Annotated in this window: 23 protein-coding genes; 7 read left to right on the top strand and 16 right to left on the bottom strand. The window is 59.7% G+C overall.

The annotated features are described in order from the left end of the window. Nucleotides 1-71 precede the first annotated feature (71 nt). The 4 genes from truA to ACUTQW_RS11625 all read right to left on the bottom strand — a co-directional run bounded on the left by truA (nt 72) and on the right by ACUTQW_RS11625 (nt 4,005). Nucleotides 72-893 carry a tRNA pseudouridine(38-40) synthase TruA gene (truA, locus tag ACUTQW_RS11610; protein WP_004947355.1) on the bottom strand — a complete coding sequence of 274 codons (822 nt, stop codon included), beginning with the start codon at nt 891-893 and terminating at the stop codon, nt 72-74. Beyond that, entirely contained in the window at nt 893-1,903 is a 1,011-nt protein-coding gene (locus ACUTQW_RS11615) for an aspartate-semialdehyde dehydrogenase (protein WP_004947358.1), read from the bottom strand. Before ACUTQW_RS11615 ends, truA begins: the two co-directional genes overlap by 1 nt. A gap of 151 nt (nt 1,904-2,054) precedes the next feature. Continuing rightward, nucleotides 2,055-3,176: a 4-phosphoerythronate dehydrogenase PdxB gene (gene pdxB, locus ACUTQW_RS11620; RefSeq protein ID WP_062868112.1), complete on the bottom strand. Its 1,122-nt coding sequence runs from the start codon at nt 3,174-3,176 to the stop codon at nt 2,055-2,057. 55 nt (nt 3,177-3,231) lie between these two features. Then, on the bottom strand, nt 3,232-4,005 hold the full coding sequence (locus tag ACUTQW_RS11625) for an AraC family transcriptional regulator (protein ID WP_006326908.1): 774 nt from the start codon (nt 4,003-4,005) through the stop codon (nt 3,232-3,234). Between the two features lie 123 nt (nt 4,006-4,128). On the opposite strand from ACUTQW_RS11625, the gene ACUTQW_RS11630 reads away from it, so the two are divergent. Beyond that, nucleotides 4,129-5,028, top strand: coding sequence for a DMT family transporter (locus ACUTQW_RS11630; RefSeq protein ID WP_004947367.1), 900 nt, complete (start codon nt 4,129-4,131; stop codon nt 5,026-5,028). Here ACUTQW_RS11630 and ACUTQW_RS11635 read toward each other — a convergent pair. From ACUTQW_RS11635 to ACUTQW_RS11645, 3 genes are all read right to left on the bottom strand, one after another. Continuing rightward, nucleotides 5,025-6,443, bottom strand: coding sequence for a sensor histidine kinase (locus tag ACUTQW_RS11635; protein ID WP_064799061.1), 1,419 nt, complete (start codon nt 6,441-6,443; stop codon nt 5,025-5,027). The two genes, ACUTQW_RS11630 and ACUTQW_RS11635, sit on opposite strands and share 4 nt — an antisense overlap. Beyond that, a complete protein-coding gene (gene tctD / locus ACUTQW_RS11640; protein WP_004947373.1) occupies nt 6,430-7,104 on the bottom strand; it encodes a transcriptional regulator TctD in 675 nt (224 codons plus the stop codon). The genes ACUTQW_RS11635 and tctD overlap by 14 nt, the downstream gene beginning before the upstream one ends. Before the next feature lie 203 nt (nt 7,105-7,307). Then, complete coding sequence (locus ACUTQW_RS11645; RefSeq protein ID WP_006326916.1) at nt 7,308-7,634, bottom strand: hypothetical protein; 327 nt, start codon at nt 7,632-7,634, stop codon at nt 7,308-7,310. A gap of 275 nt (nt 7,635-7,909) precedes the next feature. Here ACUTQW_RS11645 and ACUTQW_RS11650 point away from each other — a divergent pair, with 275 nt between their 5' ends. The 3 genes from ACUTQW_RS11650 to ACUTQW_RS11660 are packed head-to-tail and all read left to right on the top strand — an operon-like array spanning nt 7,910 to nt 10,865. Then, nucleotides 7,910-8,890, top strand: coding sequence for a Bug family tripartite tricarboxylate transporter substrate binding protein (locus tag ACUTQW_RS11650; protein ID WP_004947380.1), 981 nt, complete (start codon nt 7,910-7,912; stop codon nt 8,888-8,890). A 14-nt stretch (nt 8,891-8,904) separates the two neighbouring features. Further along, nucleotides 8,905-9,336, top strand: a complete 432-nt coding sequence (locus ACUTQW_RS11655) for a tripartite tricarboxylate transporter TctB family protein (RefSeq protein WP_004947383.1) — start codon at nt 8,905-8,907, stop codon at nt 9,334-9,336. An 11-nt stretch (nt 9,337-9,347) separates the two neighbouring features. Continuing rightward, nucleotides 9,348-10,865 carry a tripartite tricarboxylate transporter permease gene (locus ACUTQW_RS11660; RefSeq protein WP_004947387.1) on the top strand — a complete coding sequence of 506 codons (1,518 nt, stop codon included), beginning with the start codon at nt 9,348-9,350 and terminating at the stop codon, nt 10,863-10,865. A 38-nt stretch (nt 10,866-10,903) separates the two neighbouring features. Here ACUTQW_RS11660 and ACUTQW_RS11665 read toward each other — a convergent pair whose 3' ends face one another. Together ACUTQW_RS11665 and ACUTQW_RS11670 are read right to left on the bottom strand one after the other, a co-directional pair. Then, a complete protein-coding gene (locus ACUTQW_RS11665) occupies nt 10,904-11,533 on the bottom strand; it encodes a CatB-related O-acetyltransferase (RefSeq protein WP_006326921.1) in 630 nt (209 codons plus the stop codon). A 155-nt stretch (nt 11,534-11,688) separates the two neighbouring features. Then, the gene (locus ACUTQW_RS11670; RefSeq protein WP_004947391.1) at nt 11,689-12,684 is read right to left on the bottom strand and encodes a DMT family transporter; all 996 of its coding nucleotides are present in this window, start codon (nt 12,682-12,684) and stop codon (nt 11,689-11,691) included. A gap of 168 nt (nt 12,685-12,852) precedes the next feature. On the opposite strand from ACUTQW_RS11670, the gene pdxR (ACUTQW_RS11675) reads away from it, so the two are divergent. After that, nucleotides 12,853-14,310, top strand: a complete 1,458-nt coding sequence (gene pdxR / locus ACUTQW_RS11675; protein WP_235195913.1) for a MocR-like pyridoxine biosynthesis transcription factor PdxR — start codon at nt 12,853-12,855, stop codon at nt 14,308-14,310. Nucleotides 14,311-14,318: 8 nt separating this feature from the next. On the opposite strand, the gene ACUTQW_RS11680 is transcribed toward pdxR (ACUTQW_RS11675), so the two are convergent. Genes ACUTQW_RS11680 through ACUTQW_RS11695 form a run of 4 tightly spaced genes read right to left on the bottom strand, consistent with a single transcriptional unit; the run spans nt 14,319 to nt 17,976 of the window. Continuing rightward, nucleotides 14,319-14,819: a protein disulfide oxidoreductase gene (locus ACUTQW_RS11680; RefSeq protein WP_020439502.1), complete on the bottom strand. Its 501-nt coding sequence runs from the start codon at nt 14,817-14,819 to the stop codon at nt 14,319-14,321. Continuing rightward, a complete protein-coding gene (locus ACUTQW_RS11685) occupies nt 14,812-15,528 on the bottom strand; it encodes a DsbA family protein (protein ID WP_006326930.1) in 717 nt (238 codons plus the stop codon). Before ACUTQW_RS11685 ends, ACUTQW_RS11680 begins: the two co-directional genes overlap by 8 nt. Next, nucleotides 15,525-17,561: a protein-disulfide reductase DsbD family protein gene (locus tag ACUTQW_RS11690; protein WP_006326931.1), complete on the bottom strand. Its 2,037-nt coding sequence runs from the start codon at nt 17,559-17,561 to the stop codon at nt 15,525-15,527. Before ACUTQW_RS11690 ends, ACUTQW_RS11685 begins: the two co-directional genes overlap by 4 nt. Nucleotides 17,562-17,610: 49 nt before the next feature. Continuing rightward, entirely contained in the window at nt 17,611-17,976 is a 366-nt protein-coding gene (locus ACUTQW_RS11695; protein ID WP_006326933.1) for a hypothetical protein, read from the bottom strand. A 299-nt stretch (nt 17,977-18,275) separates the two neighbouring features. On the opposite strand from ACUTQW_RS11695, the gene flk reads away from it, so the two are divergent. Continuing rightward, nucleotides 18,276-19,307, top strand: a complete 1,032-nt coding sequence (gene flk, locus ACUTQW_RS11700) for a flagella biosynthesis regulator Flk (protein ID WP_006326935.1) — start codon at nt 18,276-18,278, stop codon at nt 19,305-19,307. Nucleotides 19,308-19,310: 3 nt separating this feature from the next. On the opposite strand, the gene ACUTQW_RS11705 is transcribed toward flk, so the two are convergent. Then, complete coding sequence (locus ACUTQW_RS11705; protein ID WP_006326937.1) at nt 19,311-19,766, bottom strand: rhodanese-like domain-containing protein; 456 nt, start codon at nt 19,764-19,766, stop codon at nt 19,311-19,313. Nucleotides 19,767-19,858: 92 nt separating this feature from the next. Between ACUTQW_RS11705 and pdxR (ACUTQW_RS11710) the strand changes: the two genes are divergently transcribed. Then, nucleotides 19,859-21,292, top strand: a complete 1,434-nt coding sequence (pdxR, locus tag ACUTQW_RS11710) for a MocR-like pyridoxine biosynthesis transcription factor PdxR (protein ID WP_407821941.1) — start codon at nt 19,859-19,861, stop codon at nt 21,290-21,292. Here pdxR (ACUTQW_RS11710) and ACUTQW_RS11715 read toward each other — a convergent pair. Together ACUTQW_RS11715 and ACUTQW_RS11720 are read right to left on the bottom strand one after the other, a co-directional pair. Next, nucleotides 21,279-22,466: an MFS transporter gene (locus ACUTQW_RS11715; RefSeq protein ID WP_006326940.1), complete on the bottom strand. Its 1,188-nt coding sequence runs from the start codon at nt 22,464-22,466 to the stop codon at nt 21,279-21,281. The genes pdxR (ACUTQW_RS11710) and ACUTQW_RS11715 overlap by 14 nt on opposite strands. 199 nt (nt 22,467-22,665) lie before the next feature. After that, nucleotides 22,666-23,562 carry an endonuclease/exonuclease/phosphatase family protein gene (locus ACUTQW_RS11720; RefSeq protein ID WP_006326945.1) on the bottom strand — a complete coding sequence of 299 codons (897 nt, stop codon included), beginning with the start codon at nt 23,560-23,562 and terminating at the stop codon, nt 22,666-22,668. Nucleotides 23,563-23,646 lie beyond the last annotated feature (84 nt).

The following is a 23,646-nucleotide window of genomic DNA, read 5'->3' on the forward strand; positions in this document are numbered from 1 at the left end:
GTCTCACCCACCCGGCAGATGTACAAGGGAGCAACGCGTCGGGCGCGCCGGCGTCTAATTGTCAGCTAAAACTAATCGTCGGGTAAAAACAGCGGCCCCATTGGCGGCCGGGGCAAACCAAAATGCTCAGGATAATCGACGGACACCAGATACAACCCTTCGGCACGCGCCGTCGCCGCAGCCAGATTCCGATCCTTCAGCGCCAGCAGTTCGGCCATCCAGTTCTCACTCTGATTGCCGCAGCCGATTTCCATCAGGCTGCCGACAATGTTGCGTACCATATGGTGCACAAAGGCATTCGCCTTAATATCTACCACGATATACTCGCCGTAGCGCGTAACCTTAACGTGTTTTACGTTACGCCATGGCGTGCGCGACTGACATTGCACGGCGCGGAACGACGTAAAATCGTTCTCGCCCAGCAGCGCCTGCGCCGCCCTTTCCATCCGTTCGGCATCCAGCGGGTGATAAAAATGGGTCACCCCCTGCTGCAACACCGCCGGGCGGTAGCGGTGGTTATAAATAATGTAGCGGTAACGACGCGCGGTGGCGCTGAAACGCGCATGGAAATCTTCGGCCACACCGGTCACCCAACGCACGGCAATATCCGGCGGCAGATGGGTATTTACCCCCATCGTCCAGGCGGCGTCCTTGCGCTGCGCGGTGGTTTCAAAATGCACCACCTGGCCGGTAGCGTGCACTCCGGCGTCGGTACGTCCGGCGCACAATACGCTAATCGGCGCATTCGCCACCTTGCTCAACGCCTGTTCCAGACTGGCCTGTACGCTGGCGACTTCCTGCTGACGCTGCCAGCCGTAATAACGGCTGCCGTCATATTCAATCCCCAGCGCGATTTTTAACCTCGGTTGGGTGGGCAAGACAACTTCAGACATCAGTACATCTGCTCCTGCACCAGACGCTCTGCGGTTTCGATCGCCATCAGCGCGCCGCCGAAGCGCACGTTGTCCGCCACCGACCAGAACTGCAGGATTTCAGGAATGCCGTAGTCATTGCGCAAGCAGCCGACGCTCAACGCATCGCTGCCGGACGCTTCCGTTACCTGAGTCGGGTAGTCGTCTTCTTCGCTCAGTTGGATATCATCCACCTGCTCCAGCTCGCTGCGCGCTTCTTCGGCAGAGATCGGGCGCAGCGCTTCCAGGTGAACCACTTGCGCGTGGCCGTAAAACACCGGCGACTGTACGCAGCTCACGGAAATCGGCAACCCTTCGTCCTGCAGGACTTTGCGCACCTGATCGACAATCAAGCGTTCTTCGCGCACGCTGCCCTGCTCGTCGGCCAGCAGCGGTAGCAGGTTGAACGCCAGTTGCTTGGCGAAAACGCCCGGCTCGGCCGGAATGCCGTTCAGCAAGCGTGCGCTCTGGCCGGCCAGATCGTCCACCGCCACTTTGCCGCGTGCCGATACCGACATCAGGGTGGTGACGTGCAGACGGGAAAGCCCGGCCTGCTCGGTCAAAGGTTTGATCGCCGTCAGCAGTTGGCTGACCATGCTGTCGGCCACGGCGACAATATTACGGTTGCGGTAGTCCGCCAGCACCTGCGGGTTAACGCCAGGCACCACCAGCGGTACATCCGGCTCCAGCGCAAACAGGCCGCTGGTGTCGATCACCAGACACCCCATGTTGCCGGCGTCTTCCGCATAGCGGGCCGCCGCCTCGGTACCGGCGACAAAGAACGCCAGTTGCGCCTGTGACCAGTCAAATTCTTCCGCTTTTTGCACCAGCACCGACTTGCCGTTGAAGCGTACCGTTGCCCCGGCGCCGCGTTCACTGGCCAAAGGATAGAGTTCGCCCACCGGGAACTGGCGTTCCTGTAATAATTCCAGCAACGCTTCACCTACCGCGCCAGTGGCGCCAAGCAGAGCGATATTCCAGCCGTCAGACATTGGGTTTCTCCAGAGTATTCATTTAAAAAGCAGACGGGCAGTGTTGCCACCGCCCGATAATCCTTTGCCGCCTATTATAGCGGCGATTGCTTAAGGCAACCTTACGTATTGGGCGCGATGCCTTTAAGGCAAGGAGCCGGATACCGACCCCTTACAGCACGCTGAAGCCCAGCTTGTGCAGCAGTTCCGCACTGGCGCTGTCATTGCACTGGACGCGCAATGAGGACCATTCACGGCGCTCCTGATAATGCTTGCGCAGGCGATCGAATTCGCCCGCTTGCCCAGCCACTTTGCGCAGCGGCGCATCATCGCGGCGCACATCATACACCAAGTGCATCAATCGTTTTAATTTGCCTTCATCCAGCGGCCCGTTCAACTGGATCTGGCTGAATTCCGGCACCGGCAGCAGCGAGGCCAGCTCAATCTGCTGTGGCTGACCCACATGGCGGCTGAAGGCCTCGAACACCTGAGTGGTGCCCCGCGCCTTGCCTTCCAGCGTGTAACCGGCGATATGCGCAGTGCCGATATCCACCCGCGCCAGCAGCGGTAATGAAAGCTCCGGTTCCGGTTCCCAAACGTCCAGCACCGTGCTCAGCTTTTTGCCTTTCTCCAGCGCCAGCAGCAGCGCGGCGTTATCCACCACCTCGCCACGGCAGGCATTGATCAGGATACGGTTGTCGGGCAGCGCCGCCAGCAACTCGGCGTCAACCAAGTGCAGCGAGCGATAGGGACCGGATTTATTCAGCGGCGTATGGAACGTCAGCACATCGGCTTCCGCCACCAGTTTTTCCAGCGGCCAGAACTCACCGACGTCACCACGTTCTGCGCGCGGCGGATCGCACAGCAGCGTACGGACGCCCAAGGCTTTAAGGCGGGCATCCAGGCGCGAACCTACGTTGCCCACACCAATAATACCGACGGTTTTGTCGCGCAACTGAAAACCGTCGCGTTCGGCCAGCAGCATCAGCGCAGAGAACACATATTCCACTACCGCAATGGCGTTACAGCCTGGCGCTGCGGAAAACCCGATGCCCTGCTGTTTCAGCCAGGCATCATCCACATGGTCAGTACCGGCGGTGGCGGTGCCGACGAAACCGATGCGAGTACCGGCCAGCAGATCTTCATTCACTTTAGTCACCGAACGCACCATCAGCGCATCGGCATCCGCCAGCGCATCACGCGGGATCGGGCGGCCAGGCACCGCCTGCACGTCCCCCAAACGACTGAACAATTCAGCCGCGTACGGCATATTTTCATCAACCAGGATTTTCACTTGTTGCTCCGACGATTTGCGACTTATTTTGGCTGGGAAAGAGTGTGCCACCGAATCAGGCCCGGCGAAAGCGTTCGGGCGTGCTGCCGGCAATTTGCTGAAACATGACGATAAACGCCGAGGCCGAGCTGTATCCCACCTCCAGCGCGACGTTCTGCACGGTTTTGCCCTGTTCAAGCAGCGAAACGGCATGCAGGAAACGCAAGCGCTGGCGCCACTCACTGAATGACATGCCCAGCTCTTGCCGGCAACGGCGTGACAGGGTGCGTTCGGTGGTATAGACCCGGGCGGCCCAGACGGCGAGCGAGGTGTTGTCCGACGGGCAATGCTCCAGCGCTTCCAGCACCGGCGCCAGGAATTTATCTTCGGACGACGGCAAATAAGTTTGCTGGACCGGCGACAGATGCAGTTGATCGATCAGCGCCCGGCACAGACGCAAATCCTGTTTGTCGTGCGGGATGTATTGTTTGCGTGCGTAAAAATCTTCGGCGATGGCGCGGAAAATCGGCGTCACGCTCACCAGGCAGGGGTCGACCGGCAGCCCGACGCACAGCGACTGCATGATATCCACCATGCGGCACTGCGCCTGCCGCTGGTTGTAGCAGGAGTGCTCGATCCCCGCCGGCGCCCACAGCACAAACTCCGGCGGCGCCAAAAAACGTTGATTGCCGACCTTCATCACCATCACCCCGGTTTTCACCCACATCAGTTGCCCCCAAGGGTGGCTGTGCGGCTGGAATTCCGTGCGGGCATTAAACTCCTCGCAACGAAACTGCACCGGGCGCGGCGCCGGGATCAAGGCTTCAGGAAAGTGACGGATTTCTGACATGGTTGCACACCGTGATTTGTCTTGTTGACACAAAATATTGTCTGGATATCGCTATATATAATAAACCGGACACGAGTAGACTAGCCAGCATGTCCGTCGTTATTGAGAATAATCATCGTGAATATGCTCTTCCCGCTGCTGGCGGTGCTGATCTGGTCGGTTAACGCCGTGGTCAGCAAACTCTCCGCCACCGCAATCGATCCGGCCGCCATCTCGTTTTACCGTTGGCTGCTGGCGCTGATCGTCCTGACCCCGTTCGTGTTGCCCGGCGTGATCCGCAATTGGCGGGAGGTGCGCGCCAACGGGTGGAAATTGCTGATCCTCGGCCTGCTCGGCATGGTGCTGTACCAAAGCCTGGCCTACTATGCGGCGCACAGCGTCAGCGCGCTGTTTATGGGTATCATTGTGTCGCTGATCCCGCTGCTGACCATCCTGATCAGCATCGTACTGCTGCGCATTGCACCGACCGTCGGCGTGGCGATCGGCAGCGTGCTGTCCTTCGGCGGATTGATCTGGCTGGTCAGCGCCGGTCATCCAGGCGAGCTGCTGCAACATGGCATCGGCAAGGGCGAACTGATGATGTTCGCCGCCGCCGCTTCCTATGCGCTGTACGGCGTGCTGACCAAACGCTGGATGATTGCTCTGCCTAATTGGCAGGCGCTGTATGTGCAAATCCTGTTCGGTGTCGTGCTGTTGCTGCCCAACTTTCTGATGGCGCAGGATGTCGGGTTGAACAGCCAGAATATCCCGCTGGTGCTGTTCGCCGGCATCCCGGCTTCGATCATCGCGCCTTTCTTGTGGATCCAGGGCGTGATGCGCCTCGGGGCCAATACCGCGTCGATATTTATGAACCTGTCGCCGGTCTTTACCGCCGTCATCGCCGTGCTGTTCCTGCATGAACAACTGCACAGCTACCATTTGATCGGCGGCGGCGTCACGCTGCTGGGCGTAATTTTGTCGCAACGCCTGCGCACGCCGTTAGGGCGCAAGGCAAAAAAACCAGCGGCCGAAGTGAAGTCCTAAGGCAACAGCTGAAAACGCACCCGCACCAGCAAGCCGCCCAGCGCGGCCGAGGTCAACAGCTCCGGGCGGGTGCCGTGATAGCGGGTAATGTCGCTGACCAGCGCCAACCCCAACCCGGCACCGGGCTGATCGCCCACGTTATCCAGCCGGTGGAAGGGTTGCAGCGCCTGCGCGGTATCCTGCTGAGCAATGCCTGGCCCGTTATCTTCTATCTCCAGCACGCACTCCCCGGCCTGTTTATCGAGCGTCAGACGCGCGGTGACCACGCCCTGATTCGGCACGTATTTCAGCGCGTTATCCAGCAGATTGGCGCACAGCTCGGTGAGCAACAGCGTCTCACCGCCGACCCAGCATACCGACTCCCCTTCATAGCCTAAATCAATACGCTTGCTGCGCGCCTGCGGCAGGCGCGAAAAACAGGCATCGCGCAGCACCTGCGCCAGATTCACCGGTTGCAGCTTGCGATCGGCGTGATGCTCATGGGCTTTAAGCCGCGAGAGATAGAGCAGGCGATCGGTCAGCGCCACGGTGTTATCCAGCGTGACGCTCATCGCCGCCAGGCTTTCCCGCCACTGCTCCGGCCTATCGCTGGCCAGCGCCACCCCCACCTGAGTTTTCAGCACCGTCAGCGGCGTGCGCAGTTGATGAGAGGCGTCGGCGCTAAAACGCTCCTGACGCGCCACCATTACCCGCAGCCGTTCGATATAGCGATTGAACGCCAGCAGCAGAGGCTGCATTTCCGACCAGGGCAACACCATCGGTAACGGCGTCAGTTCGCCCGGATCGCGCCGCAGCATGATGCCCGAAAGCTTGCGCATCGGCTTTAGCACTCGCTTGAGCAAGGCGAAGGCCAGAATCATCGTCAGCACCACCACGGTCCCCTGGCTGAGCAAGGCGGAAAGCATCATCTGCCGTGCCAGGTAACGGCGCGACTCCAGCGTTTCCGCCACCAGGATCGTCGCCATGCCCATAACGCCCGATTCATTGACCGGCTGGTACAGCGCAGCCACGCGGATCGGCCGGCCGCTGTATTCTGCGTCATAGAAATGCACCAGCGCCGGATACAGGCTGGAGCGCAGGATATGCGGCGGCATGGGCGGCAGATCGTCGTAACCGGAGATGCTTTTTCCCTGCGGAGAGATCACTTCGTAATAGAGCTGATCGTTCATGTTGCGCTCAAAGCTGTCGAGCACCACGTAAGGCACATCCACTTCCAGGCGGCCGTTGCGCACCACCAGCCGCTCCGCCACGGTGCGCGCCGATGCCAGCAGCGTGCGATCGTAAGCCAGCGTGGCGGCGTTCATGGCGCTAAAGTAATGGGTGTAAATGGAGATGCCGCCCAGCACCAGCAAAGGTAAACCGAAAAACAGCAGCAGTTGATAAAACAGGGAGCGCGGTGCGTTAAACCACCTCATTGCTGAGCTCCAGGCTGTAGCCCAGACCGCGCAGGGTGACGATCGCCACGTTGCTGCCCTGTAGCTTTTTCCGCAGCCGATGCACGTACAGCTCAATACTCTCCGGATTGGCCTCGTCGGACAGGGTAAACACCTGTTCAAACAGCTGCTGTTTGGCGACCGGCCGGCCGCGCCGGTGGATCAGGGCGGTCAGCACCGCCAACTCACGCGGCGTTAGCGACAGCGGTTTATCGTCCAGTTGAAAATAGCCTTCATCGTGATAGGTCAGCGCGCCATATTGCAGCGCCTGCTGGGTAACGCCGACGCTGCGGCGCAGCAGCGCCCGAATGCGCGCTTCCAGCTCATCGAGTTCAAAGGGTTTGGTGAGATAGTCATCGGCGCCCAGATTCAGCCCTTTGACCCGATCGGCAACGTCAGTCCTGGCGGTCAACAGCAACACCGGCAGGTCCTGGCCGCGCTTGCGCAGGCGGGCCAGCAGATCCAGGCCATTCAGGCGCGGCAGCGCTACGTCCAGCACCACCAGCGCATAGCGTTCGTTTAACAACAGATGGTCGGCCGCCAACCCGTCCGGCGCGATGTCCACGGCAAAACCGGCGCCGGTCAGCGCCTTTTGCAACCAATGGGATAACTCGGGATGATCCTCTACCAATAACAGCCGCATTTTTCCATTCCATTGATTTATCTGTACAAGCAGGATGAATACAGCGCCATATCGTCAGGAGACGACATATCGCTTGTTAACATGTTTATAACAGCAGGATGGCATGGAAGGCGGCGTGATAGAAGGGTGGCGCAGAGCCCGTTTTGGGAGCTGGTACACAATTACGATATAGAACAACGGGTGCTGGCGGCACCCGGTTTATTTCAACATGGAAGCCCGCTGTCGGCCAAGGCGATATCAAGCACCGGCCGCACTTTGGCTGGGCTGAACGGCGGAGAAACCAGCACGGAGCGATTATTGGCGGCAAAAACGATGTCCACGCCGGTGATGCAGGCGGTCATTTGGCAGGCATGTTTTTCGCCGTTGGCCGTAGAAAAATGCAGTTCAAAAACGCCGATCTCCGGGCGCAGGCGTTTTAACCGACAATGCCCCGCCTCCCCAATCATTTCAGCATAAGCCGCCGGCAACATCTTGATAGCGCTCACCTTGGCGCTGTCCCTGCCGCCGAATAATTTCCCGAGTAAAAACATAATAATGCGTCCGTAATAATTTTATTTTTTATTATTTTACCCCAAGAGCAACGCAACAAAACTGACATTACACATGTTTTAAGCCAGGTTTACGGGCTGTTCTTGCCACGCCGTATGTGCTAGCGCACCGGCGGTTGGCCCCGGACAGGAGACGCGTATCACATCTTGTAAACTTTCCCTGCGACTGAAAGGTAAATGAAAGGTTGTTGATTTAACAATTCAGCAACCCGTATCGGCGGGGATTCACACCGACAGAAAATACCTTGGGGAAAGCAATGAAAAAAACAATCACCCGTACTCTGGCTGCAACTGCCCTGCTGCTGGCGGCCAATCAGGCCTTTGCCATAGAAGCGCCGAAACGCACCGAATGCATCGCCCCCGCCAAGCCCGGCGGTGGTTTTGATCTGACCTGCAAACTGATTCAGGTGTCGCTGCAAGAAACCCAAGCCATCGACAAACCGATGCGCGTTACCTATATGCCCGGCGGCGTCGGTGCGGTGGCTTATAACGCCATCGTCGCCCAACGCCCTGCGGAATTCGGCACTGTAGTGGCCTTCTCCGGCGGCTCCCTGCTCAACCTTTCGCAAGGGAAGTTCGGCCGGTACAACGTCGATGACGTGAAATGGCTGGCCGCCGTCGGTACCGACTACGGCATGATTGCCGTGCGCGCCGACTCGCCGTACAAAACCCTCAAAGAGCTGATGAACGCCTTCCAGAAAGATCCCAACAGCGTGGTGTTCGGCGCGGGCGCGTCGATCGGCAGCCAGGACTGGATGAAAACCGCCCTGCTGGCGCGCGAGGTCGGGGTCGATCCCCACAAGATGCGCTACGTCGCGTTCGAAGGCGGTGGCGAGCCGGTCACCGCGCTGCTCGGTAACCATATTCAGGCAGTGTCCGGCGATTTGAGCGAAATGGTGCCCTACCTGCAAGGTGACAAAATTCGCGTGCTGGCGGTGTACTCCGAACAGCGTCTGCCGGGCCAGTTAGCCGACGTGCCGACCGCCAAAGAACAGGGGTTCAATCTGATCTGGCCGATCATCCGCGGTTTCTACGTTGGCCCGAAGGTCAGCGAAGAGGAATACCAGTGGTGGCTCGACACCTTCAAAAAAATGATGGCAACCGACGAATTCAAAAAGCAGCGCGATCTGCGCGGCCTGTTTGAATTCAACCTGGCCGGCAAAGAGCTGGATGCCTACGTGAAAAACCAGGTCAATCAGTACCGCGAGCAGGCCAAAGTCTTCGGCCTGGCTAAATAACCGGGGGAAATACCATGAGCGATCGCATTTTTGCCGGTTTCTGGTTACTGCTGTGCATCGGCGGCCTGTTTATCGGCTGGGGCATTCAGAGCGAATACAGTTATGAACCGCTGGGGCCGCGCCCCTTCCCGCTGGCCATCCTCAGCCTGATGTCGCTGTGCGCGGCACTGCTGCTGCTGAACAAACCGCAGGCCGTCGAATGGCCGCACAACAAGGTAATGCAACGCCTGCTGGTGCTGGTGATTACGCTGGTGCTGTACGCCTGGGGCTTCGAATGGCTGGGATTTCCGCTGGCCACCGCACTGCTGACCTTCAGCATTGGCTTGCTGTTCCAGGCCAGCCTGCTTGCGGCAGCGGTCTCCGGCGTGGTGATGGGCGTTGCGCTGTACTACGCCTTTGACCAATTACTTGATGTAACACTGCCACTCGGCGTTTGGCTGAGCTAACGGGGGCGATGATGGAAACCTGGATGTATTTAACCCAAGGGTTCGAGGTGGCGCTGGTGCCGCAGAACCTGATTATCGCGCTGATTGGCTGCTTCGTCGGCACCATTGTCGGCCTGCTGCCGGGGCTGGGGCCGATCAACGGCGTGGCTATTCTGCTGCCGCTGGCGTTTGCTCTCAAGCTGCCGGCCGAGTCCGCGCTGATCCTGCTGGCGACGGTCTATATCGGCTGCGAATACGGCGGCCGCATCTCGTCCATCCTGCTTAACGTACCCGGCGACGCGGCGGCGATCATGACCGCGCTGGACGGCTACCCGATGGCGCAACAGGGCCGCGCCGGCGTGGCGTTGTCGATCTCGGCGGTCAGCTCTTTCGTCGGTTCCATGATCGCCATCGGCGGCATTATTCTGTTCGCCCCGCTGCTGGCGCGCTGGTCACTGGCGTTCGGTCCGGCGGAGTACTTTGCCCTGATGGTGTTCGCCATCGCCTGTCTGGGCAGCATGATGAGCCAAAACCCGCTGAAGTCGCTGCTGGCGGCGCTGATTGGCCTGGGGCTGGCGACGGTAGGCGTAGACGCCAACACCGGCGTTTACCGCTTCACCTTCGACAGCGTGCATCTCTCCGACGGCGTGCAGTTTATCGTGGTGGTGATCGGGTTGTTCTCGGTCAGTGAAATCCTGCTGATGCTGGAAAGCACCAGCGGCGGACAAAAGCTGGTGCGTAAAACCGGTCGCCTGTTGTTTAACCGCAAAGAGGCTGCCGAGTGCGTCGGCCCGACGCTGCGCTCTTCGGTGATCGGCTTCTTCGTCGGCATTCTGCCCGGCGCCGGCGCCACCATCGCCAGTGCGCTCACCTATATGACCGAAAAGAAAATCAGCGGCAACAGCGAGACCTTCGGCAAAGGGGATATTCGCGGCGTCGCGGCGCCGGAAGCCGCCAACAATGCTTCGGCCTGCGGCTCGTTCATTCCGATGCTGACGCTGGGCGTACCGGGTTCGGGCACCACGGCGGTGATGATGGGCGCACTGACGCTGTACAACATCACGCCAGGCCCGGCGATGTTCACCGAGCAGCCGGACATTGTCTGGGGCCTGATCGCCGCGTTGCTGATCGCCAACGTGATCCTGCTGATCATGAACCTGCCGCTGGTCGGCCTGTTTACCCGCATGCTGACCATCCCGCTGTGGTTCCTGGTACCGGCGATTGCCGCCGTGTCTGCGGTGGGCGTTTATGCGGTGCACAGCACCACCTTTGACCTGCTGCTGATGGTCGGGCTGGGGGTGTTCGGTTATATCTTGCGGAAAATGCACTTCCCGATGTCGCCGCTGATCCTGGGTTTCGTGCTGGGTGAAATGCTGGAACAGAACCTGCGCCGCGCGCTGTCTATCAGCAACGGGGATTTCGGCATTCTGTGGAGCAGCGGTATCGCGCAAACGCTGCTGGTATTGGCGGTAGCGGTGCTGGTGTTGCCGCTGTTGCTGCGCGGAGTGCGAAAACGCCGCAGGGTGGAAGAAACAGCCAAAGCCGAGTAAGTATAGTGGGCGGGGAGATTACCCCGCCCTTTTCAGTTTTAACGCTTAATGTCGTTTATCGCCCGTTCCAGAGCGGCAATATCATTGTCGGCCAGCCAAGGTTGCACACGGGCAAAATCCTCCGCCGACAAATCATAAATGCGCAACGCGAGTAACCCTGCGATCGTCTCCGGAGTAAACCGCAGCTTGATCGGCCGCGCCGGGTTGCCGCCCACGATGGCGTAAGGTTCGACATCCGCAGTCACTATGCTGCCTGCAGCCACCACCGCCCCTTCGCCAATAGTGACGCCCGGCATCAGCATCGCCCGCATACCTATCCAGCAGCCGTCGCCCAGTAGGGTATCGCCCTTGGGCTGATAAGCGGCCTGGATGTTCTCCATAAACGGGTACAGGCTCAGCCAATCGATACGGTGCGTATGATTGCCGCCCATCAGGATCACCGCCTCGGCGGCTATGCAGACATAATCGCCGATCAGCAATTTGTCTATCGGCCCCAACGGTGGCCACTGTTGGCTGACCGCGTCGCCGTGTAAATAACGCACGACGGAGCGTTCGAAACCGCTATCCCAGCAGTCGCTGTAATAGCTGTGGGTTCCCTTGACGATAATATTGGGGTTGGTCACCGTTTGGTGCAGCAGTTCTGTTTTGGACCAGTGTTTTTCAGACATGGCGCTTTCTCTTTTGCTGGTTGCAAGAGCCACGGAACGAGATCTGTGGCCATGTTTTCGTTCACTCAACACGGCCCGATTAAGCGATGATCGCCTTTTTTAATCTTGGATTGTTAGTCATGATTGCCTCTCCAGCGAGGCATAAGGGTAACAAATCAGGCCTGAGCCGTCTTCTTCTTCAGCATCAACACCCCACCCATCACCAGCGCGCTGCCCAGCAGTTGCAGCCGGTTCATGTTTTCCCCCAGCAGGAAATAGGCAATGACCGCCGTGAACACCAGCTCCAGCGACAAAATCAGGTTTGCAACCGCCAGCGGCAACGTCTTCAGGCTGATATTGTACAGACCAAACCCCAGCAGCGTCGGCCCGGCGGCCAGGATCACCAGCAACAGCCAGCCGCTCCATTCAATCCCTTGCGCCCCCTGGGACAGGAACCACAAAGAGCCGGTCATGCCCTGAAATGCCGGCAGGGGGAACAGCGTCAGCGCGATGTTGAACAGCCATTGGTAAACCGCCGAAAAACCAAACACATACAAAATGGTATTCCACACCGGATAGCGCCGTTCCGTGGCTACGCGCCCTCCCAGTGTGTACAGGGTATAGCCGATACCGGACAACATGCCAATCAACAGCCCCAGCAGGTTGAAATGGGCGTTGCCCAGGCTGTCGCCGTTACTGACCAGGAAACAGCCGCCCAGGCTGACCACAATCACCAGCAGTTGGCGCAGGTTCAGCCGTTCGCTGTACATCACCCAGCCAAGAAATACGGTAAAACCTACCGAGCAGTAAGTAAGAATGGTCGCCACCGACGCGCCATTCAAGGCTACCGACAGCGTCCACAGGCTGTTGAACACCGCCAGCAGCAGGCCATAACAGGCATAAAAAGGCACCTGCGCAGGCTGCAAACGCGCCCATTCGGGTTTGACCAGCAACAGCAACGGCAATAACACCAGGGCAACCAACGCCGCACGCCAAAAGGCCAGCACAAAGGTGGGCAAGTGATAATGCTCCGTCAGCACACGGATGATAATGGCGGTAAAGGCCAGCAGCATGGCGCTGACGATGGCAATGACATACCCCTGACTGCTGCCCTGCAAAATACGCGCACCGGGGAAAACCGGCCTTGCTGAAATACCCGACGGTAACGACATGACACCCTCAAAAACGGCGATAACGGACTCAGGCAGGAATTCTAACGCGGCGAAATTTTGTCGCCAGAGCCACTTTCTCCCATTGTTGTGCAGGCCACTTTTATCCGCTTGAAGCCCTATGGCCATGAGGTATAGTAAAAATCATCGTCCCTGACCGAGCCAATTTCCATGCATATCCCGTTAGACCGCCAGCAGGATGTCCCGCTGTATCTGCAAATTGAAGAGGCGCTGCGGCGGGCGATACTGAGCGGCGTCTTTGTCGATGGCGACAAACTGCCGTCCACCCGCACATTGGCAGCCGAACTGGCCGTCAGCCGGCTGACGGTCGACAATGCCTACGCCGAACTGGCGTCCAAAGGATTTCTGCGCCAGCGGCGCGGTAGCGGTGCCTACGTCCTGCATCCGAGCGCGCGGCCTGCTCAACCGCAGCCGACGTCCGATACGCCGTTCCCGGCAGAGCGTTTCACCACGCTGACCTCGCGGCTGGACGGCTACCCCGACACGCCGCTGCCGGAAAACATCATCAACTTTGCCGCCGGCGTCGGCAGCCCGAAGGTTTTTCCCCAGGAAGAATTCCGCAAGATATTGCTGTCGGTGCTCAGCCGCCATGCCGAAGAAGCTTTCGGCTATGGCGAATACTGCGGCTATTACCCGCTGCGCGATACGCTGGCACGGATCCTCACCGCCCAAGGCATCCCCACCCAAGCGGAACAGGTGCTGATCACCAACGGCTCGCAGCACGCCATCAGCCTGATTGTGCAAAGCCTGCTTGAGCCGGGAGATACCGTGATCGTCGAAGAACCCACCTACGCCGAAGCGCTGGGGCTACTGCGCCTGCACAGGCTCAATATCGTCACCATCCCCAGCGATCGACACGGCATGCGGGTTGAACACCTGCCGGCGCTGCTGGAAAAACACCGGCCAAAACTGATTTATACCATCCCCAACTTTCATAACCCGACCGGGCGTTGCATGAGCGAAGCCCGCCGCCGACGCCTGCTGACGCTGGCGCAACATGCCGGCGTGCTGATCCTGGAGGACGATTTCGTCGGCGATCTGCGCTACAACGGCAAACAGCTGCCGTCACTGCGGGCGCAGGCTTCGCCGGGCGCGGTGATGTATGTCAGCACTTTTTCCAAAATGCTGCTGCCCAGTATGCGCATCGGCTACCTGGTCGCAGACAGTGAGCAATATCAGCGGGTAGCGCGGTTAAAACACGTCGACAGCTTTACCAGCTCCAACTTGATCCAGCGGGCGCTGGACGCCTTCGTCACCATTGGCCGCTATGACAAACAGCTGCGGCGTGCCGGGCGGATCTACCGCCAGCACCGCGACGCCATGGTAACGGCATTGCAGCAGCATCTGCCGCACGGCTGCCACTTTGAAACGCCTGAGGGCGGATTGTTTATCTGGCTGACGCTGCCCGCTGCGGTTAACAACGAAACGTTGATGCCGGTGGCCTGGCGCCACGGCGTCACCTTTGCGCGCGGAGAGTGTTTTTATGCTCAGGAACAACGTGGTACGCATGGCCTGCGATTGAATTTCGCCGCTAATACGCCGCCGCTGATTGAAGAAGGTATCGCCCGACTCTGCCGGGCGATTAATGAGGTCATCGCCGCCAAATAGACCGGGGCTTACCGCCCGGCCCACCACAGACGCAGTTTCATTCCCCAGTAGCTGGTCCAGCCGGTGGTGCTCTGTACCACCTTGCCCTGGGAAATGACCACCAGCGTCGGGGTGACGCCAACCTGCCACTGCGTCGACAGCTCGCCGCGCGGATCGTTAACCACCGGCAGCGTCAGCCGTTTGCGCGCCAGCCACTGTTCGACCTGCAGATCGTCACCGGAACGCAGCGCCACGGTCAGCACATTGCCGCCCTCCTCCTCCAGCCTGGCAACATACGGCGTGGTAAAGCGGCACACGCCGCACCAACTGGCCCAGAAATAGACCAGCAGCGGCTTGTCCCGGCTGAGCTGCGCGAGTGAAACCCTCTCGCCGCTCAATGTGGTCAACGCCTGCGCATCGAAAGCCGCCGGCGCCTGCGGTGCGCGCAGCCAGTCCATCGCCATCACCACCGCCAGCACAATCAGCAGCAGGATCAAGAGTTCGCGCCCCCAGCGCCGCAACTTAGCCATTTTTGGCCTTCGCCAGTTGCTGTTTCACTATCGCCTCCAATTCCTCGTAAGACACCGCTCCCGGCAGCATCTGGTCGCCAATCAGCGTCGCAGGCGTTCCCTGCACCCCCAGTTTTTCCGCCAGTTCCATGTTGGTGCGCAGCGTGGTCATGCTCAGCTCACTCGGCGCCACCGCTTTCACCCCGGTTTTCTGCTGAGCGGCGGCGATGCTGGCGCTGTCGTGGAAACCCTTTTTCGCCATCAGCCGCTGGTGCAACGCCCAAAACTGGTCCGGATGTTGCTGCCAGGCAGTTAGAGCGACACGCGCAGAGCTGACCGAGCTTTCGCCCTTGAACGGCAGCAGTTTCACCACCAGCGCGACCTCCGGATTTTGTTTGACGATTTTTTCCAGCATCGGATCAAAGCGCTTACAGTACGGGCAGTTATAATCCGTGAACACCACCAGCGTCAGCCTGGCGTTGCCGGCCCCCAGACGCGGGCTGGCAGGATCTTCATACAAAGCTTTGGCGTTTTGCTTAATTGCCTGATCGATCTGCTGGCCGGCGGTCTGCTGCTGCCAGGCATCGACCGCCTGCGCCAGAATATCCGGGTTCGACACCAGGGTTTCGCGGATCAGTTCCTTAATGCGCAACTCCTGCTCTGGGGTAAAGGGGGCGGCGGCCCAGACGGGAACGGCAATCAGCATCAATAACATCAGTAACTTTTTCATTGTGAATTTCCTTTGGCGGCGGACAGGGTTTGCAACACGGCATCGCGGGTTAACAGCGGGGACAACACCACACCGTCAGGGCTGCCGGGGCCATAAATCTGGTTAAAAGGCACGGCAACGCTGCCGCGCCGTTGCAGGAAGGCGCTGATTTCGGCAGAAGGACGGCTCCAGTCACCCCGCAGAGCGACCACGTCTTCGGCATTCAGCGCTTTTTGCACATCATCACGCAACAGTACGTTGAATTTATTGGCTTTACAGGTGACACACCAGTCGGCAGTGACGTCGATAAACACCCGCTTACGCTCGGCCAACGCCTGGGTGATCGCCTGCTCGCTCAGCGGCTGCCAGCGCACCTTGTCCTGCAACGGCTGACGCCACAACCCGGCGGTGAGCGAACCGGCCAACAACGCCACGCCGAACAGCACCAGCGTGGCGGCAACCCATCCGGCAGCAAGGCGCACGCCATGCCGTCGCCATACCGCCAACAGCAAAGCCAGCAGCGCCATGCCGCCCACGGCCAGCGTCGGGGTGGCGCCAATATGATTCACCATCAGGCTCAGCAGCCACAGCGAAGAGGCCAGCATCAGCAACCCCATTGCCCACCGTAACGCGTTCATCCAACGCCCCGGACGCGGCAAACGCAGCGCCAGCGCCGGCCAGGCAGCGATCAGCAGCCACGGCAGGCTCATACCGATCCCCAACGCGACAAACATGCCCCACAGCACCGGCAGCGGCGCGGCCAGGGCAAACGCCACGGCGGTGCCAAGAAAGGGCGCCGAACAGGGTGTCGCCAGCAAGGTGGCAAAAGCGCCCTGCCAGAAATGCCCGCTCAGGCCGCGCCCGTTACGGGTCGCCAGTTTGGTATTCAGCGAAGAGGAAAGCTGCACGTGGAACAGGCCGAACAGGTTGGCGCTGAACAACAACGTTACCAGCACCATAAAGCCGATAAACCACGGGTTTTGAAACTGAATGCCCCAACCGAGCGCCTGATTGCTCAACCGCAGCGCCGTCATCAGCAATGCCAATGCCATAAAGGAGGCGACTATGCCCAATGACGAAGCCAGAAACTGCAGCCGGATGCTGCGCCGATCCCGCAGTTCTACCTGAAAAATCGAGCCCAGTTTGATGCCGAGTACCGGCAGCACGCAGGGCATCAGGTTGAGGATCAGGCCACCGGCCAGCGCCATCAGCACCGCCTGCCACAGCGGGAAAGCCGCCGCAGCCGGAGAAACCAGCGGCCCGCCAATCGGCAATTGAACCTGCTGCGCAATGCCGCCGTCACTGATGACTAACGTCAGGGTTTTGCCGCGCAAGTCCGGTGCGCTATCCCCCCAGCCATCACTGACCGGTACCTGCGCCAACATCCGACTGCCGTCGGTGCCGATCTGCGGTTTGCCGAGATCGGCATCCTCCAGCGTATCGAAGAACAACTCGGGCTGTTGCCAGCCGGCGGTGCGCTCGGCGCTGATCTGCAGTTCCCCGCGCTGATAACCGGCTTTAATGCCGTCAACCAGACCATCGGCTATCGGCACCTGCCCCATCGCCTGAGCAAAGTCGTGGTTAAACTGCGCGTCTGGCGGCGCGCCGAGATCGAGACGGAACGGATAGTCGGTCAAGATGCAGACGTTACTGCAGGTAGACAGCGTCAGGGTGCCCGCCAGCTGAGGCGGTACGGCTCCCTTTATCGCTATCGGCAGTTCAACCCGATCGTGATATCCCTGAGTGGAAATGCCGGCTACGTCAAAACGCTGCGGCGTCGGCCAAAACCAGGTGGCCGGCGGCGGGTTGCCTTGCCAGCTTATCGCCGGTGCAATACCGCCTTCGCCGGGTGAACGCCAGTAGGTTTTCCACCCTTGTTGCAACTCTATTGCCAGCAGCAGCCGGGTCTCCCCAGGGTGCGACGTGTCGGCGCGCAGCCGCACTTTGGCGTGATCGTTGGCCGGATTTTGCAGCCAGCCGCTGTCTGCCGCCTGCAAGGCGGGCAGCCACAGCATTAACAGGCAGGCAAGCGCCGACCTGATGATATTCAACATGTTTTTTCTCCATAAATGAGTCAATCACCAAAAAGGACGGGCGATTAACTCATTCACGGAATACGCATAATCGGAGGTGTACCCTGAGGGTCGTGGGAGAAATCACTCTGGGAGGGGGAATACGCAAACGCGCGGCCACGGTGGGTGCCAGCAGCACCAACAGCAGGCCAAGACCGAACAGCAGGGTTTCGAACATCACCGGCGGCGCGGCCAACAGGGACTTGGCGCTCAGTTCGCAGGGCTTGGGCTGAAGTGCAGCGTCGTCATCGGGGGCGGAAATTGCGACGCCGGCAACGGGCAGGCCCATCGCCTGCTGCAACGCATGCAAGCCCGCCATGCGTTGAGTCATGCAGGTCAGCACCACCAGGCAAGCCAGGCATAAAAACCATTTCGCAATCCGCTGCTGTTTAACCATGCTGCCCTCAATGCCAAGTCTGGGCTTATCTTAGCGGCGCAGACGTGATTAGCAATCATTTTGCCTGTAAAGAAATGTCTGAGGGCGGTATTGGTAGCGGCCATTTACAGGTATCATGGAGGCACACCTGCGCTTTTCGCCGGGTACGACGATTTTTCTCTCCCCAAAGTAATTGGGGTTGCGGCAAGGCGGCAAGCAAGTGAATCCCGATGACTCAGTAAGTGGTTCGGGTGAGATTGCACAGTCAACGCAGCTGCAACCTCAAGTAAGAAGGGGATACACAGCGAAGGACTGGTGATATGCAACCTTTGAGTGGACCGGGCACCCCGATCGCCAGCGATCGCCCTCCGAACCCGGGCAAAACCACAACCACCGACGACAGCCCGCTCTCTCCGGCGCAACGCACTACGCTGGAGAAGTTGATCGTTAAGATCATGGCGCTCAGCCCGGCCAAGTCCGCAGAAATCTGGGCCACGCTACGTCACGATCTCGGGGCAGACCATAATAGCAACGAACTGCTGGCTCGCCATTTCCAGCCGGCCGAGCAACTGTTGCAAAACCGCCTGAATCAGGTGCAGCAAAGCCATGCCAGCCGCCAGTTGCTTCAGCAACTCACCGAACTGTTGCCGCAGGGCAATAACCGCCAGGCCGTCAGCGATTTTATTCGTCAGCAGTTTGGCCACACGGTGCTGAGCCAATTGAGCCATCCGCAATTGCAGCAGGTGTTGAACCTGTTGCAGACCGGCAGCCTGGCCATTCCTCATCCGCAGCAGACCGCCACCAGCGATCGCCCGTTACTGCCTGCCGAGCACCAAAACCTGCAGCAGCAGGTGACCAAACTCAGCGCCGCTACCGGCGAGTCGCCGATCAAGATCTGGCAGACGCTGTTTGATCTGGCCGGGGTAAAAACCAACGACCCGCTACCGGCTCGCCATTTCCAACTGCTAAACCAGTTTTTGCAGGTCAAAGTGGCGCTTAGTCCGCAGTCCGCACCTACGCTGAACAGCCTGTTGGCCGCACTTAAACAACCGGCCGACCCACAGGAACAACAACAGTTGAATGACTACTGCCAGTCGCGTTTCAACTGCAACGCCAGCGCACCGCTCACCCACCCGCAGATGAGCGATGCCATCAACCAGCTGTTTGCCCGCCGTCTTGAAAAAACCGGCCCCACTCAGCCGATCGCCGGCGGCCCTGCCGAACCGCAGCCGTTGCTCAATCCGTTGATCGCCGCGCTGCCTCAACCGCTGCAAAAGGCGCTGAACAAGCCGGCAGTGGCGTTTATCCTGCTGATTCTGGTACTGGCGGTGGTCTTGGCGCTGGTGTTTTAACCGTCAGGCACAACCGCAGTCTTCCCCTGCTGCAGTGCCCCGCAGCGAACCCGGCTGCTCACCGGTGGCCAATGGATGGCCATCGCGTTTCCAGAAATCCAGCCCGCCAATCAGCTCCTTCACTCTGAACCCCAGTTGCGCCAGCTTGTATGCCCCCTTGGTCGAGCCGTTGCAGCCGATGCCGTCGCAATAGGTGACATAGACTTTATTGCGATCCAGATGCGCCGTGCCGGCCTCGTCCATCAGCCGATGCGGCAAACTGATAGCGCCGGGAATATGCCCGGCCGCATACAAGGCTTGCGCGCGAGTATCTATCACCAGGATCTCGCTGACGCCGTTGCGCAGATCTTCCGCCACATCCCATGCGTCCGCGTAATAACTCAATTTCGCCGCCAGATAATCCAGGCTTTGCCCCGCCGGCCCAGGGGGAAATGCCAAAACCAATGAAGATGCCGCCATAAAATTCACTCCTGTGGATGAGACTGATGACAATATTGCCTGATTTTGGTCTTATGATTGATACCCATTCTCGCCACAAGACAAGACCCATTATGACCCGTGCGCTAATCTCGCTTTTCCAACGGCCGGAACAGGACGCAGGCACCTTGCGTGAACGCGTTTGCGGCACGCTGCGCCGCGCTATTCATAACGGAACGCTGAGCCGTGGGCAACGGTTGCCCTCATCACGGGTTCTGGCCGGGGATTTAGGCGTCTCGCGGGTGACCGCCGAGGCGGCGTACAGCCAGCTGGAGGCCGAGGGATATCTGCAGCGGCGGGTTGGCCAAGGCACCTTTGTGGCGATCGACATAGTGAAGTCCCCTTCAGCCCGCAAAATCGCGGGTGAGCCTCGCTTGTCATCACGTGGCCGGCAGATCGTGCAAACCGGTGGCTGCCGCGATCCGCAGCAACCGCTGCCGTTTGCCGCCGGCTCACCGGATCTGCGTGCCTTTCCGTTAAAGCTGTGGAAGCAGCTCACCGCTCAGCAATTGCGCCTGCGGGGAGAAAACCTGATGCGCTATGGCGACCCTCAGGGTTACCTGCCGCTGCGTGAGGCCATTGCCGGTTACGTTAGCCAGGCGCGCGGGGTCAACTGCGACGCGCAACAGGTCGTGGTGCTGACCAGTTCGCAACAGGCGCTACAGCTGATCGCCGCCCTGCTATTGGACAGCGGCGACAAGGTATGGATGGAAGACCCCGGTTATGCCGGTGCCAGAAACGCCTTTACCAGCGCAGGTGCAGAGCTGGTACCGGTCAGCGTGGACGAAGCCGGTATGCAACCACATGAGCAGTTACCCAGGCCGCAGTTGATTTACCTGACGCCCTCGCACCACTATCCCACCGGCGTGGCACTGAGCCTGGCACGGCGACTCCAACTGTTGGCGTTGGCCCAGCGGCAGCGGGCATGGATTATTGAAGACGATTACGACAGTGAATTTCACTATGACGGTCAGCCGATGCCGGCGATGCAGGGGCTGGATCGCCAGGGCAACGTACTGTATTTAGGCACCTTTTCCAAAGCGCTTTTCCCTTCTCTGCGGCTGGCCTATCTGGTGGTGCCGCCCGCCCTGGTGGAACCTTTTACCACCGCACGTACGGTTTACGACGGCCACAGCGCCCAACTGATGCAGGCGGTCACCGCCGAATTCATCCATCAAGGGTATTTTGCCGCCCACATCCGCTACATGCGCCAGCTGTACCGCAGCCGTCGTGACTACTTGCTGCAGGAAGTGCAGGAAAAGCTTGGGCATTATGCCACCCCACAGCAGGCAGGTGGCGGATTGCAACTCAGCGTCTGGCTGCCGCCGGGCCAGGAAATGGCCCTCACCCGCCAGGCACAGCAGCTAGGTGTGATCACGCCCGGGCTGGCGGCACAGTATCAAACGGCGCAGGCGCGACGCGACGGCTGGCTGTTGGGTTTCGCCGCCCTGACGCCGGGGGAGATCCGTGCCGGGGTCGAACGGCTGGCCCGGATCATTCCCGCTTAGCGTTGCTGCGCGCAAACAACAGCGTGAAAGCCACGCCGGTCAACGCACACACCACTCCGGCCATAAATACCGAGGAATAGCCCAGCGACGTGGCCAACAGCCCGGTCAATGGGCCGGTAATGGCGTAAGAGACATCCTGAAACGCCGAGTAACCGCCGACGGCCGTGCCGCGCACCTGCGGCGGCACGCGTTTCACCACCTCCACGCCCAGTGCGGGGAAGATCAATGAGCAACCTAAACCGGTGAATGCCGCCCCAACCAACGCCATCAGCGGCGTGGCGGCCGAGAACAGCAGCAGCAGGCCAAAGGCCTCAATCAGCAATGAAACCAGCGCCACGCGGATGCCGCCGAACTTGTCGGGATAATGGCCAAACAGCAGGCGCATCACCACAAATGCCACGCCGAACATCGTCAGCGCCAGGCCGGCATGTCCCCAGCCATTCGCGGTAAAATACAGCGACACAAAGGTGCCAATCACCGCAAAACCCACGCCCTGCAATGCCAGCGCTACGCCCGGTTGCCAAATGCTGCCCACCATTTTCCACAGCGAAGGACGTTCACCGTGCGTTGGCGCCACCGCCGCGACACGCATATTTAGCAGCATGGCGATCAGCGGCAGCAGCAAAGTAGACACGCCTAACGCCACAAAGCCCCAGTGCTGATGCAACATCAGGCCGACAGGCGCGCCTGCCGCCAGCGAGCCGTAGATCGCCATGCCGGTCCAGGACATTACCTTGCCGGAGCGGGCGGCCCCCACCAGACCAAAGCCCCAGGTCAGGGTGCCGGTCAGCAGCAGGCTTTCGCCGTAGCCTAAAATCAGGCGTCCGAGGATCAGCAAGGCGAATTTGATCTCTGGCGCCGCCGGCAGCAGCGCTGACGCCAGATAGGCGACGCCGGCCAGCGAACAGGCAATCATCCCCTGTCGCGCCGAGCGTTTGCCGCCAAAGCGGTCAGCCAGCCGACCGGCGTAACCGCGGGTCAGTACCGTCGCCAGAAACTGAATCCCCACCGCGCCCCCCACCATCAGGTTGCTCATGCCCAGTTCAAAATGCACGTACAGCGGGATCACCGGCAACGGCAAAGCTACAGTCAGATAGGTGAGAAAGATCGCGCAGGTCAGCGAAAGCAGCGCTTTGTTAGCGGAAGGCTCCGCATGTGAAATCGTAGATGACATAGATTGCTCACTCAAAAGGGGAAATACAGAGAGAGCCAGATGACTCCAACCCACTCTTCTCTCGTTGCCAAAGGCAACAAGAACGAGCGCGTTGGATTACGTGAACGCCTACGCAACCCAGAACCCTGGGTTGTATCGCCAGATAGTAACCAGCGGGCTCTGCGGCTGTCAATCGCCAACCCGCGTTTACTCGGGCCCTTTACTGCTCGGTCAGCCGCAGCTCGGCTACCACCGGCAGGTGATCGCTGACCGCGGGCCAGTGAATGCCATTCCAGTCGCCGCTGGCGTTAGGCACCGTCAGGCTGTCGAGATGCCAGCGTTGGGCATTGCCGCTAAAGATATAATCGACTTTGATTTCCGCATTTTCCGCCGGCCAGCTGCGGCCATCTTGCGTCGCAGGCATGATGTCGTTCCAGTAACGGCTCAGTTCGGTCCAGGTGACGCTGCCCGGCACGTCATTCATATCGCCGAACAGCAGCTTGATGCCACGTATCTCGATGGTGCGATCGTTTAATTCACGCACCTGATCCAGGCGCATGGCCGGGTCTTCCTTGGTGTCCAGATGGGTATTGATCAAAGTGATCGGCGCCGGAAACTCAGGCACGTCGGTCTGGGCGCTAAAGGCAATGCGCTGTTCACGCTGGCCGGAAGGCAGCGGATAAATCTTGCTGTCATGCAAGGGGTATTTCGACAGAAACGCCAGGCCATATTCGCCGCCGTCAAAGTCTATCGCCCGACCAAAGGCTACGTGCATGCCGGTCAGCTTGGCCAATTCCTCCGCCTGATCGAGTTTCCCGCTGCGGCCGGTGAGCTTATCCACTTCCTGCAGCGCCACCACGTCGACGTTCATCGCCTTGATCGCCTTGGCGATGGCGGTCATGTCGCTGACCTTGCCGGCGGCAATATTGAAGCTGGCGATGCGGATCTTCGGCGCCTGCTCCAGATCATAGGTTTTGTTCTTCAGGCCGCCGAGTGCGCTGGCCACTTCGCGGCTGTTGACGTTACTGTTGGCATTGCCGGCAGCGGTGGATGACCAGGCGGCATGAGACATTCCCAGGGATAACAGAGTAATAAGCAAAGCATTACGTGAGCGCATCGGTTCTCCTTTAACGATCAGATTTATTGTTGGGGCACCCTTTCCCCCACAGCTAACAACGATTCTGCCGCAGATACCTGCGAC

The organism is Serratia sp. TSA_7 (assembly GCF_052692135.1).